Origin of the sequence: Elizabethkingia occulta, assembly GCF_002023715.1 — a bacterium.
Lineage (GTDB): Bacteria > Bacteroidota > Bacteroidia > Flavobacteriales > Weeksellaceae > Elizabethkingia > Elizabethkingia occulta.
In genome coordinates this window covers 583,338-596,665 of the sequence record NZ_MAHX01000013.1, presented here as the reverse complement: position 1 = coordinate 596,665, position 13,328 = coordinate 583,338, and the positions used below count along the sequence as shown (strand labels likewise).

Genomic DNA, 13,328 nt, shown 5'->3' with positions numbered 1-13,328 from the left:
ACTATTGTAAGTTTATTTCTTATCAATCAGCTTTTCCAGCCTTGCCATCATTTCGTCTTTCTCTTTTAGCATTCGCTCATAAAGAGCAATCTTTTCATCATACAATCCCACAATTTTATCTATTGGATTAAAGTTGAAATTTGAATGTGGATTTCCAACACAGGCATTATCGCCAAATGTATTAGAGATAACATTCACTGCCTGTTCTTCATCAAAGTTTTGGATGGCTTCCACGGGAATTTTCAGTACTTCGGCTATTTGTTGGAGTAAAGCGTCTTCAATTACTTCTTTCTGTTCCAGGAGAGAAACTTTCTTTTGGTTCCAGTCGCCACCAATATCAAAAGCCAAAGCCTCCTGCTTTATGCCCAGCATTTCCCTAAAGCGTTTCACATTGCGACCCTGATGTATTTTGTGTTCCATGGCAAGTACCTTTTATAATGAGGTTAAATATAAAAAAATATCTATAAAAACACGCCCCAAAATTCAATAATTAAATCTATATTTTTTTCATTAAAATAGCTTTTACGGTTTACCGTATTGGGCGGAGTAGTGATTTTGGTTATATTTACAGCTAGACTATTCAAAAATTAATTTGTAGCATTTAACTATATATGAGCACCTTCGGAAAAACCATACGATTATTTTTAGTAGACGGAACTGCTAACGGCCTTACAACTGCAGAACTTAGCAACTGGACGGGAATAGGTGTGAAAGTACCTCGCATAAAAATCAGAGAATACAGTAATCGACCTGAATTTCAAAAACCGGGTGTCTACATTCTCATAGGTAAAGGAGAAAATAATGAAGATGCTGCCTATATTGGTGAAGCAGAAATAATTGCTAATCGCTTGTTTCAACAAATCGCAGATAAAGATTTTTGGAATGAGGTTATCTTTTTTGGTAGTAAAGACAAATACCTGAATAAAGCCAGTGTAAAATATCTGGAAAACCGTTTACACGCATTGGCATTAAATGCAGGGAGATATACTATCAATCAGAATACCCCTACCCGTTCCGAATTATCCGAAGCAGAGCAAGCTGAATTGGAAGAATTTTTATCTCATGCCAAAGTCCTTACAGCTACTTTAGGACATAAATTATTTGAAGCATTGGAAGAAACCGTTGAAGACAATGAAGTACAAAATCAAATATTTTATTGTCGGAACGGAGCTGGAGCAGAAAGCAAGGGCAGCCCTTCTACAGAAGGTTTTATTGTTTATAAAGATTCTTTATTTATAATTACCGAGCAGCCTTCTTTAGCTGACGGTATTCGCCTGGAAAGGCAAAAAATGCTGAATGATGGAACCTTAAAAATTGAAAGTGATTTTTATAAACTCACCAAAGATTACGTTTTTACCTCGCCATCTCGTGCTGCATCAGCAACGCTTGCGCGATCAGCAAGCGGACCTTTGGAATGGAAAACTGAGGAAGGAATTCAGTTAAAGACTTTTGAAGTTTAGATTAAAAAAACTTACCAGACCTTTTGAAAGCCTATAGAGAAAATATGTATGATGCTGGCATAAGTGAACATGAGTTTATTAGTAGTTTTTATATCCCTACAATAGTAGCTGCGTTAAAAGAATATGACCCAAATCTTGGAACTGACGGAGAATATGAAGCTATAGCTTGGAATGGTTTACAAGGGACAAAAACTTTTGAAACAATGAAAAAAAATGATAATAATCGATGGTTTACAATTTCTAGTATTTTAGAAGACAACATAAAAAAGAAAGAATGCGGAAAATAATTCTAATAATTCTGTTTACGTTAATTTACAACGTTAAAGCACAGAAAATACCGACTTACAGGGAAGTTAATGTTTGTGAGCAGGAAGGAATGGCTGGCAATTTTGGTTTTAAATTTATGGGAGAGAAAGAATATCTTTCAATTATCAAAGATTTTGAAAAGAAATTAAAAAAAACAAAAAATAATTATCCTGATTATTATAGGTTGTATATTCTTCCAAGCGGAGGAAACCCGACAGATTTATTTGTTTCTTTAATTCCTAAATCTATAGTTCCTGAAGAAGATAAAAAGAAAAAAGATTATAGAGTATACGGATCTAAAGAGATATTAGGAGTTTATTATAATCTAAAAACAAAAAAAATATCAAAGCCCTATAGAGACTTTATACTCCCAGATTTATAATTTGTAATCAAAATTATTAACTACAATACCCCGATTAACCTCGGGGTTTTATTTTACTGTATATCCGTATAAATAACAAATACTGGTTTACCAAACAGGATACTAATTATTTATAAACACTTATAAACAGGATGTTAGCTACTTTCTGTATTGGAAAATAGCTTCCAACAATAAAATAAAAAAGCCAATATTTTCTATCAACATTCTTTACATGCTACTCTATTTCATTATCAGTTTCCAAAATTCACAAAATGCGGAATTTCTGTGGCAAAACTGTTCATTGGTAAAAGATTATTCCGGTTACTGTTAAAATCAAAGACCGAATTATTATCAAAAGGAACACGGGGATAATAGGTAAACGAAATCTGAATCCTGTTGAAAACCAGAAAAGGATTATTAATCAAGACTCCGATTCCTATCTTAGTATTTGTTTTTGTACTCAGCAATTTATCATCAGGCATACCCAGCCATCCGGCTGCCACCGTCAGATAAGGGCTGAAATGGAAATTCTTCCATGTCTTATTAATAAATAGCTGAAGCTGATATCTTAAAACCAGTTTTTTAGTTCCGATATAATCTGAGTTGTACACAGGAAATTCATCCGGAGATGAAAGATTAATCCTGTCAATGTAAGAATAATTATGCTGTGGATTTCCCAATGCTAAAGTTGGAGAAAAGAAATGCCTTACTTTGGCAAATTTCCAGTCTATAAGATTAGTAAAATAAGTACCATCCAAACGGAAAGACTCGCGGTTTCGGCTATTCTCATTAAAAAATCTTCCAAACTGTGCTTTCAGAGTGAAATACCCAAGCTTTGTAAAACTTCCATAAGATGCAGAAATCCCCACATAAGGTTTAACATTATTACTTCGCGATAAGGCGCCGGTAGTAAAATTCACTGAATTACCATAGGCTATATCCTCCGGCAGGTCATATTGGAAAATATTCCTCTGCACCGAGAAATTTCTACGGATAAATCCTACAGACATCAGAAAGCTGTTGTAAGAATTAAAATATTTGTATTTATCAATTTCGGGACTGTCTTTGTATTGGTAATTCTGAAACCTTCCTATCACCGCAATATTACTCGATACTTTTTCGCTTGTACCTGATGAAACAGGAATTTGATAGCCTCCCCACAGATCCTGGCTGTAAGCTTTGATCTGAACCTCCGGATAAGTAGTATCCGTTTCTATGGGAAGTAAAACATTCCTCATAAAATAGTCGAAGCTAAAACCTCCCGCCCATTTTGTAAGAGGTGAAAAGAAATCTCTTCTGACATTGAAATTGATTCTTTCATTTCTTGAAAAATCACGTTCGCCCAGAATCTGGGCATTGATATAAGAACCGAAAAGATTGTATGCGGTATAGCTTCCTAAAACATAATTCTGTCTTTCTTTGGAATCATTTCTATAAAGGAAGTCAAATGTATGTCCCAATCCCAACACATTTTCGTCTGTCACACCCAACCCAATTTTACTGCCGGAATAGCTTATTCTTGGCTTCAGGCTCCAAGAATCAAGAACTTTAACAACTACATCAATAGAGTCTTTACCGGAATCACTATCAGAAACACTGATATTAACTCTGTTGATGAAAGGCATCCTTCTCAGCAAACGTTCGGATTCGTAGAGCTTCTGAGCATTGTATTCTTCGCCTTCTTTAAAAAGTAAATAATTATGAACTGTAGAATTTCTTGTTGTGGAGTGAAGATGATCTTTCAGCCAATCATACCATTTCAATTTTTCTTTATTGTCTTTTGAGCCATACCCGAAGGGATCTATGGTTTCTATTAGTATATTTCTGATATATTTTTTGTTATAGGTTTCCTGAGACAGCTTTTCTGTCCGTGACTTCACGGAAGTAGAATCTGCCTCCCTTCGGAATATGAGACGATGGAAGAATTTGGTAACTTTTCTCTGATCCGAAAATTCTTCTATTTTATAATAAAGCGAATCTTTTTTTTCCTGTGCTTTTAAAGAGAAAAAACCACATAAAAAGAACATTAAAACTATAATCGACTTGTTCATTAATAATCAAAAATTCAATGAGATTCTTATCATCAATTTATAAGCCAATAAGCATGAAACAAATGATAATGTATTTTAATGGAAAAAATTAAATATAAGGAAATTTTTGATCCGATTCTTTTTAAAAGAGATGAAATATTACATAAACCACAGGATGTTAGAATTCTAACTATAAATACATTTATACTCTTTACCATCTGCTATACATGAAAATGTATATCTAGCCAACTTTTAATAATTCAAGAATTAATGAATACCCAGCAAAAAATTATTGATATGGCTAAATTTTTATTATTTTAAGTTTTTCTTTATCTTCGACTACGGAACCGAGCTGGAAACTCCTTTTAGTTCCGCATTAACACTATTGCACTGAATATGAAATTATACCCAATCCTTTTAGGGATCAGTTTGCTCCCTTTCGCTGCATGGGGCCAAAAAATGGTTGCTCCCGGCAGCCCGGACATTAATACAAAGTACATAAAACCCGAAAAATCGCTTTATACTGTATATTATGTCAAGGATAATAATTGGGACAAACAAGGATCATTGATCTATGATGTCACCTCAACGGGCAATCAGCTGACCTTAAAAAATTCCTTCACACCCAAAGATAATTCGAGAGTCAATGCCCGGACAAGTGTTGTAGATTCTCAGACACTAAAATCCATCAGCTATACCGGTGATGAAAAGAAAACAAAGCTAAACCTCAACTTTGGTGAGACCATTACAGGTAATTACTATTCCAAAGAAACTAAAAAAGATAAAAAGGTAAATTTTCGTCCTACCGAAGCATTCATTGATTTCAACTGGACGGATCTAATGATCGGAACACTCCCTTTAGATGTTGGTTATAAAGCCCGAATCCCTCAATTCTATTATAATGATGGATCCAATGTACATGTAGAATACTATACCATTAAGGAAGTAAAAAGCTATAGTTACAATTCTCCAAAAACAGGTAAACATGCCACCTGGCTAGTCACCTTACTGGAAGAAAGCACCAATGCTATCTACAATTTTGCTATAGACAAAAAAGACCGAAGACTTTGGCAGCGTGAAATGTCCATGAGCAAAGGCATGTGGGAGATTACCGTCAACGAGGAACTGGACTATCAGCCCATCAAAAATAAATTCAACAAGGATCAGGCGATTCGACAGATCTCCAATGGTAACAGTATCATTATCGGTACCGCCTTTGCAAGATCAAGCTCCGGCAAAAAACTGGGTGGCCTGGTGAACACGGCAAGAAAACAATATGCCCCAAAAGGGACTGAGATTCTGCTTTTCCCAAATTCTGCTTATTACGATGAATGGCTGGAGGTCAATAAAAAAATCCGGAAACAAAAGAAGGTTGCCGAGGTGCCTTTGGACCCAGATTTCGGCCACTCCATTAAGCGAACCAGAACCTATGACGATGAGGGGCACTTTGAGTTTGCAGACCTAATGCCTGGCAACTATATCATTATGACAAGTTTTGATTTTACCAATTCGTACAATTACTCGTATGTGTCCGGCTATACAAACTATTACAATTATTGGGGTTATGCCGGTTCCACAACCAATTATGGTACTGGCAGATCATCTTATACGGATAAAGCCAATATTGAAAAACGCATTACTATTGATAAGGATGGTGAAAAGAAAGAAGTGAATTTAAAGGAAATGTAGTCAAAATAATAAGAACTTATATAGAGTAGCTACATTGTGTCAATATTGGTAAGCCAGTACTTTACTCACAATAGCTACTCTAAATATCTATATCTTACAGAAAAATACTTCACAAAATTGAATATCCTACTCCTTCACCAGCTCAATGGGATTTTCTTCTTTTTGAAATCTTATTTTACCATTTTTAAAATATTCTTTTGCATTGACTTCCTGACCATTGATAAATACCTTATTAATTGTATTTGGATCTATTCCTTTTTCGCGAAGATGTAAAAGCGGATCCTTTACATTATCCTGATATAATTTATTATACTTCTTAGCCGGTATTTCTATATACTGTTGATCGGATTTTTCAAACATAATAAAGACATCAGAGGTCTTTACCAACTCAATTTTATGCTGTTGTTTGTCATCGGAGATTTTCAGAATCAACCCCGGTAATCCCTGGAATTTATAAGGCCCGTCTGAAATCGGTATTTCATTCGTAAACCATGCTGTCCATTTGCGTCCCGCGAAAAAGGTGGAAGCTTTTTGAACATTGTAACCTTCATAAACCGACTTCTCCTGAAGCACCTCCCATTTCAGAGGCCTTTCCTCTTTTATTTTATAATATGAACCTATTAAATTGGTATACATATCGGTTTCCGGGCTTGCATATTGCTTTTCAATAAAAGTTTTATAATGTGTTTTCTGAGATATTAGCATATTGCTCTTTCTCATTTTCTGCAATACAGAATCATTTTTATATTCTTCATATTTGTAATAGAAAGATCCTTTTGGTGAAACATCCAGATAAGTAACATCTTCTGTTTTAGCATCCGGCTTCAATGAGTCTTTCAAGTAAGAATGTTTATAAACAAAACGGGCATTTTGTCCTGATAATACTATAAAAGCACAAAATAAGAATGCATATTTTAGCATGTTTTTGAATTTTAATATTGAGTGATTTGTCATAAAATTCCTTAGGCTGGTTTTTAAGTTCTATTGGTGAGCAATAATGGCCTTTATAACTATCATAAATAATGATTGACATATTTTATGATTAGCAGTTTCGCTAAGTTATTCAAAAAAAGCAAATGCATATATATTTTCCCTTAAAATAAAATTTATTATTTATTTTATTTATTTAAAACAATGATTACAGCTTATATTCATACATGATCAGCAAATCAACAAAAGTCGATATTCACCATCATGTTCAACAGGAGCACGATGCACGCATGGTAAGACTTTTTGTTCGGGGTGATCCACTCCCAATCGCCAAAGATGCCCCAATCCTAAATTGACAGGCTTAGCATCTGGCTTAGATTGGTAATGTAAGTCAAAATAATTTTCTTTTAAGAAGTCTTCAAATTCCGATTCTGGGCCATCATGCAATTCTTTCAGCTTTTCCCGGACTTCCGGAATCAGAATTTTTTGCACAACCTGATCATTTGGAATAATATCGCTTGCTGCGCCATAATAAGTGCATAAAAAAGTATCGGTACCAACAGGTGAACGGTCTACATGCCAGGAATAGACATCAGTCGAAATAAAATCGAACTCATCGTCACGTTCATAACATTTCAGCAAATTAAGAGATGGTGATGCTCCAAAATCAGTCAACAATTGTAAATCGTTTAGTATAATATCTCTGGCTGCACTCCCCTGTTCTGACAGTTGTAGTGATAAAAGATCTTCGGGAGAAACCTCTGTAATGTTTTCCTCTAACTGCAGCTGAGTTACAATTTCTTTAAAATCTCCATCTAAATTCCTGTGCCAGCAAAGCGCATTCATATTTCCCTGAAAATCGGTATTTACCAATTCCGAAAACATAGCAACTATTCCAACCTGATCATTATCAGAACTTCTATTACTCATATTTTTTTGAATTAAATCAACAGCTATTCAATTCTGTGCAAAAATACAAAACTGATTACAGGATAACCACACAAACAGGATAATGCGTATATTAGTTATTCCATTGTTTCACAAACATTATACGAATGAAAAAATACACCTTCTTTCTGGCTTGTATTTTACTAAGCTTTTGCATCTCCTGCAAAAATATTGGTAAGCCAGTTGATAAACAAAAATCAGGTTCCTATTTTATCGATTCCAAAGGAAAAATTGCTTATTGCCAGAATGGTAACTGGTTTAGTCTGGGCGTATTACCGATGAATGCTGATGCAAAATCGTTTCAGGTTCTGGCAGAAGATATAGCTAAGGATAAAGACTCCGTATACTATCGTAGTATGGCACAAAAACTGGTGGACAGAAACTCCTTTTATGTTGAAAATCAGATCCCGAAAGATCGTCTCCATGTTTATTATATAGATCAGGTTTTAGGTTTTAACATCATTAAAGGTGCAGATCCCAAAACATATGAACTGGTAAAGGATCACATCAACTGGGCCCGGGACAAGGATCATTACTTCTACTCCGATCGCATGATAAACGCTGACCGGAATACCTTTGCATTCGTCAATGATTATTTTCTGAAAGACAAAGACTCTGTTTATGTTTCACCTAATATCGGACAATTTAAGTCAATTCTACCCAATCCCGGAAATGTTGAAGCTTTAAACAAGCAATACATCAGAATTGGGAACACTATATACTTTCCACCATTTCGACAAGGCTCAGAAGTCGTGACCAGTTCGTTTGATAAGATTGACAAGATCAGAGTCATTAATCAGGATATTATTGGTGTAAATAATAACACCATATTATCCAGAGGTAAAAAATTTAAATATGATCATGTTGATGTTGGTTCCTTCGAGCTGTTTCCCACTGATGAAAAAAATAGTGTATATGCAGACAATCCATATTCAAAAGACAAAAACAATGTATACTATAATGAGGAAATAATTCCGGATGCCGACGTGAAGTCATTTAAACTAATGGATAATAATTTCGGAAAAGATGCAAAAAACGCCTATTATAAAAACCATTTACTAAAAGGAGTAGATGCACGAAGCTTCAAGAAAGAAGGTGATTTTTATAAAGACAAATCTGGTAATAAATTTAGCGCCCTGACAGGAAAGAAAATCTAATATTAATATCTTGTCTCTGTTTTATTTCCCGCTATTGCAGATTAAAAACTATTCCGGCTTGATTTATCCTCTCGAAAAAGATGGAATAGACATTTTAAATACTACACATACCGGATAATGCTGATAAATTAGTTACCCTGTTGTTTTACAAATACTATACGAATGAAAAAATATACCTTCTTTTTGGCTTGTATCTTACTCAGCTTTTGTATTTCTTGTAAGGATACAGGAAAACTGGTTGATCAAAAAAAATCGCATTCTTACTTTGTTGATTCCAAAGGAAAAATAGTCTATTGTGCAGGTGGTAGTTGGTTTGGTGCAGGAGTATTACAAATGAACGCTGATGCAAAATCGTTTCGGGTTCTGGAAGAAGATTTAGCCAAAGATAAAGATTTTGTATACTACCGTGAAAAGGCTCAAGATCTGAAGGTAGACATACCCTCTTTTCAAGTGGAAAACAATATCATAAAAGATCGCTTTCATGTATTTTATAACTTTCATGGGAGCATTTATGCAATTACAGGAGCAGATCCTAAAACATATGAACTCATCAACAACCGTAAGGAATGGGCACGGGACAAAGACCATTACTTTTACGCTGGTACTATGGTGTCTGCTGACCGGAAGACTTTTGCATTCGTCAATGACTTTTTTCATAAGGATAAAGATTCGGTTTATGTCTTATATGATACCAAATATTTCAAGTCAGTAATGCCTGATACGGGAAATATAGAGTCTATTAACAAATATTACATAAAAGCAGGAAATACCATTTATTACCCACCTTTTGGAAAAGATTCAAATGCCGTAGTGAAGACATTTAATACTCTGGATAACATCAGGATCATTGATCCAACTATTATTAGTATAAACAATAAAACCATACTATCCTCGGGTAAAAATTTCAAATATGATCAGGTCGACGCTGGCTCGTTTCAATTATTTCCAATCGATAAAGACAAGTCTGCCTATGGGAACAGCTCTTTTTCAAAAGACAAGAACAATGTTTATTATGACGAGGAAGTCATTCCGGATGCCGATACCAAGACATTTATAATCATAGGTGATTATTTCGGAAAAGATGCAAAAAATGCCTATTATAAAAACCAACTGCTAAAAGATGTAGATGCACAAAGCTTCAAAAAAGAAGGTGATTTTTATAAAGACAAACTGGGTAATAAGTTCAGCGGTATTACAGGAAATAAGGTGTAAGTAACTTATTTTTATAATACACCACATAGACATATAAGCTTCTTATCCATAAAGGGATTACATAGATTATTAAAGTAATTACACAGCAACTCGTGTGAAGTTTTTTGCCATTAAGAGTCTGTTTAAATTTTATTGTTAATACTCTTCGATAGTTCGTCAAGCTCACTATAGACTTAACTCAGAGTGACATTGCTCGTCCAATATATCTTCCTTTTAGGAGTGTCAGGCTGAGCCTGTCGAAGCCTAATACTTTTTTTAATCAAAATTTAAACAGGCTGTAAGTTAATTAAGACATTAATTATGATAAAAACACTTAGCGATATTCTCTAACATCAAGGCATAATTATTTTTATACTCTTATGTTTTTATGCACGAATTGCTTCGCAAAATTATCCTGAATACCCTTCAATTTATCAGAGCATATTAAATTTTGCAAATCAATGATTTTCCTGTGCCTTACCCCAGTTAATTGATCTAATCATTTGTTTATTTGTGATTAATCAACCTTATTTAAGTTTCCATTTCTTTACAATCTCTGCATTGAATCCATCCGCTTCTTTAGGATTGGGCTCTCCTTTTCCTGTAGAAATAAGATGATGCAGGCTATTGTTTATATAGTTTCCCCAGGCATCGGTACAAACATCATAACACTCCTCTTCCGGTACAAGCCCATCGTGAGTAAATTTTACAGTTGTTTTATCATTATCCCCGGAAATTTCAAAAACCAATTTTGTACCCCGCCATTCATTTTTGTTTTCTGTAAAACTGAACTGATTGTCTAAAACATCATAAACCAACTTTTTATCCGGAATTTCTTCACTCAGTCTTAGTTTCGAAAGATGGACGTCTTTATAGTGATATAAAAATGTTTCGTCCAGTTTATCAGTGGCGCCTTCTATTTCTTCAGACCACCAACCTCTAAAGTTTTTTATAGCATTAAAGCATTCGCCGGGTGTCTGGCTGACAGAAAATTCTGTGGTGTAACTCTTGTTGTCCATATTGTGTGAGATTTTAGATTTAGACTTTATATAATTTACCATCATCTTATCTGGTAAAGTAAAGTTAGTAAGGAACCTAATTCTTTGATCTTGTCTTATGGCAAGAAATGATTTGAGTATCTCGAACCGAAATAACAAAACATTTCACTTCAAATATTAGGAAAACAATAGTAAAAAGTTTATCAATTTAACCTTGTCAAGGTTAGTTTAGCATTAAATATGAACCTTGACAAGTCTTGTAAGCGTACTCATAACCTAATACTCCCTTACCTGTACTGTTGAAACATTTTCTACTTTCGCTTTTCCTGTTTTTTTCAATAATCCTGTTTCAGGGTTTCGTTTGAATACAACAGCCCTTCCGCTTCCTGTATTTGCAGCAATTAAAAACTTTCCGGTAGGATCAATTGTAAATACTCTGGGATGTTTTCCTCCGGTTGATTGATAGCCTACTGTTTTTAGTGTACCATCTGCCTGAATAGAAAATATAGCAATATTATTTTCTTTACCACGATTCGATGCGTATAGATAGCGGCCATCCGGGGATATATGAATATCGGAACTTTCAAAACCTTCTTTATACTGATCCGAATGGGTATTAATTCTCTGCAAATTATTTAGTTTACCATTTTCATAGGCATAAACGCTTACAGCACCGCCCATTTCTTCTATACAATAGGCATATTTACCATTTGGGTGAAATATAAAATGTCGTGGTCCGCTTCCTAAAACAGCCTTAGTAAAAGGAAGTTCTGTTAATGGCTCTTTTTTATCCTGATCGAATTGGTATGCTCTTATTTTATCCGCACCTAAATCGGGCATAAAAACATAATTATAATCTGGTGAAAATACGGTTGAATGAATATGAGCACGGTCCTGTCTTCCGGGATTTACACTGCCTTCAGAAAATTGAAAATTCTGAACAAAAGGTTGTATCATTCCATTTTCTGAAACCGGATACACTGAGGCACTTCCTTCTGTATAGTTGCCATTAATCAACCACTTTCCATTTTTGTGAACCGTTATATACACGGGGTTTTCTCCGCCGCTTTTCTGGCTGTTGATATAAGTTAGTGTCTTTTTCCGGGGGTTAAATTCAAAACTACTTACACTACCCCCATCTTTGGTTTTGCTTTCAGTGCAGGCAAAAACATATTTCCCATTCGGTGATAAAGTTAAATAAGATGGGTTTAGAATATTTCGTACGCTTGTAACCTTAGATAATTTTCCGCTGTTTGTATCCAGCTGGTATACATAAATGCCTTCGGTACTCTTGTCCCAGTTAAACGAACCAAAAAACACGTATGTATTTTGAGAATAAAGATGTGCAGATGCAAAAACCGCAATAAATAATGCAGTTATCAATTTGAATTTCATAAGGTTATATTATTTTCTAAAGAATTAAAGCAGATCTCTAATTTACATATTACATGAATGCAATCTGCTATTAACCATAACATTATTTTCACCTATAAGTGAAAAACATTCACAAGTCATTAATCCATTTAAGAAATAATAATTTGATTGAGTTTTTTATAAAACATTATCTTCGTAACCGGAAATAAAAACTCAACAAGATGAAAAAGATCTTATTTATAATTTCGGCTGCATTTCTACTAAATTCCTGTGTAGTATCTACTGCTGCAAAAGTGGTAAAAGGAGCTGTAAATGTAAGCTACAAAGCTGTAAAAGGAACCGTAAACGGAATCAGCTGGGCGGTAAGCAAAGCAAAGGGAAAGATAGATGAAGACCGTATAGACGGAACCTGGAAAGTGGTAGGTGTATACCGTGGCTCTTTTGAAGATTTCACAAAGGACCAGAATCCGGAAAGCAGCTTTACATCTGAATGTACAAACGATAGCTTCGATCAGATTATTTTCAATGCCAGAAAATCTAAATTTAAGCCTGTACACTGTAGTTCGGACAAAGAAGAATGGCAGAAATATTCTATGGAATTTGGGAAAAATCCGATAACTAAGGAAAAAGAGAACTATATAGAATATAATTCCAACAATTATATTTCGGTTATAGACGTCAATAACAAAACTATGGTACTGGAAGGAAACCTGATGCCTAAATTGGCTTTTTCAGGAGCAAAATTATACCTTCTGGAAAAAGTAAAATAGAAAGTAAATTATATAAGAAAACAGCAGCATAGATATTACTGTGCTGCTGTTTTTATTTGCAATCTTTCCGTTTCCCGAGTACAAAACGGATTTATATTTACTAAATTTACACTT

General features: G+C 34.5%; 13 protein-coding genes. 7 read left to right on the top strand and 6 right to left on the bottom strand.

Annotation, left to right across the window (positions count from 1 at the left end):
- Nucleotides 1–12: 12 nt before the first annotated feature.
- Nucleotides 13–420, bottom strand: coding sequence for a helix-turn-helix domain-containing protein (locus BAZ10_RS09065; RefSeq protein ID WP_078771768.1), 408 nt, complete (start codon nt 418–420; stop codon nt 13–15).
- Nucleotides 421–611: 191 nt separating this feature from the next.
- On the opposite strand from BAZ10_RS09065, the gene BAZ10_RS09060 reads away from it, so the two are divergent.
- The 3 genes from BAZ10_RS09060 to BAZ10_RS09050 are packed head-to-tail and all read left to right on the top strand — an operon-like array spanning nt 612 to nt 2,148.
- The gene (locus BAZ10_RS09060) at nt 612–1,460 is read left to right on the top strand and encodes a GIY-YIG nuclease family protein (RefSeq protein ID WP_078771767.1); all 849 of its coding nucleotides are present in this window, start codon (nt 612–614) and stop codon (nt 1,458–1,460) included.
- A 23-nt stretch (nt 1,461–1,483) separates the two neighbouring features.
- Entirely contained in the window at nt 1,484–1,747 is a 264-nt protein-coding gene (locus BAZ10_RS09055; protein WP_131828793.1) for a hypothetical protein, read from the top strand.
- Nucleotides 1,735–2,148, top strand: a complete 414-nt coding sequence (locus BAZ10_RS09050) for a hypothetical protein (RefSeq protein WP_078771765.1) — start codon at nt 1,735–1,737, stop codon at nt 2,146–2,148. The genes BAZ10_RS09055 and BAZ10_RS09050 overlap by 13 nt, the downstream gene beginning before the upstream one ends.
- A 230-nt stretch (nt 2,149–2,378) precedes the next feature.
- Here BAZ10_RS09050 and BAZ10_RS09045 read toward each other — a convergent pair whose 3' ends face one another.
- Complete coding sequence (locus tag BAZ10_RS09045) at nt 2,379–4,178, bottom strand: POTRA domain-containing protein (RefSeq protein ID WP_078771764.1); 1,800 nt, start codon at nt 4,176–4,178, stop codon at nt 2,379–2,381.
- A gap of 375 nt (nt 4,179–4,553) precedes the next feature.
- Here BAZ10_RS09045 and BAZ10_RS09040 point away from each other — a divergent pair, with 375 nt between their 5' ends.
- Complete coding sequence (locus tag BAZ10_RS09040; protein ID WP_078771763.1) at nt 4,554–5,846, top strand: DUF3108 domain-containing protein; 1,293 nt, start codon at nt 4,554–4,556, stop codon at nt 5,844–5,846.
- Nucleotides 5,847–5,972: 126 nt separating this feature from the next.
- On the opposite strand, the gene BAZ10_RS09035 is transcribed toward BAZ10_RS09040, so the two are convergent.
- Entirely contained in the window at nt 5,973–6,767 is a 795-nt protein-coding gene (locus BAZ10_RS09035) for a GLPGLI family protein (protein ID WP_078771762.1), read from the bottom strand.
- 240 nt (nt 6,768–7,007) lie between these two features.
- Nucleotides 7,008–7,706: a DUF1826 domain-containing protein gene (locus BAZ10_RS09030; RefSeq protein WP_078771761.1), complete on the bottom strand. Its 699-nt coding sequence runs from the start codon at nt 7,704–7,706 to the stop codon at nt 7,008–7,010.
- Between the two features lie 125 nt (nt 7,707–7,831).
- Between BAZ10_RS09030 and BAZ10_RS09025 the strand changes: the two genes are divergently transcribed.
- Together BAZ10_RS09025 and BAZ10_RS09020 are read left to right on the top strand one after the other, a co-directional pair.
- Entirely contained in the window at nt 7,832–8,881 is a 1,050-nt protein-coding gene (locus BAZ10_RS09025) for a DKNYY domain-containing protein (protein WP_078771760.1), read from the top strand.
- A 162-nt stretch (nt 8,882–9,043) separates the two neighbouring features.
- Complete coding sequence (locus tag BAZ10_RS09020; RefSeq protein ID WP_245803785.1) at nt 9,044–10,093, top strand: DKNYY domain-containing protein; 1,050 nt, start codon at nt 9,044–9,046, stop codon at nt 10,091–10,093.
- Nucleotides 10,094–10,599: 506 nt separating this feature from the next.
- Here the strand turns inward: BAZ10_RS09020 and BAZ10_RS09015 are convergent.
- On the bottom strand, nt 10,600–11,091 hold the full coding sequence (locus BAZ10_RS09015; protein WP_059323559.1) for an SRPBCC family protein: 492 nt from the start codon (nt 11,089–11,091) through the stop codon (nt 10,600–10,602).
- A gap of 255 nt (nt 11,092–11,346) precedes the next feature.
- Nucleotides 11,347–12,465 (bottom strand): lactonase family protein, encoded by a 1,119-nt coding sequence (locus BAZ10_RS09010; protein WP_078771759.1) that lies wholly within the window; start codon nt 12,463–12,465, stop codon nt 11,347–11,349.
- A gap of 200 nt (nt 12,466–12,665) precedes the next feature.
- On the opposite strand from BAZ10_RS09010, the gene BAZ10_RS09005 reads away from it, so the two are divergent.
- Entirely contained in the window at nt 12,666–13,214 is a 549-nt protein-coding gene (locus tag BAZ10_RS09005) for a hypothetical protein (protein WP_078771758.1), read from the top strand.
- The last annotated feature ends 114 nt before the right edge of the window (nt 13,215–13,328 follow it).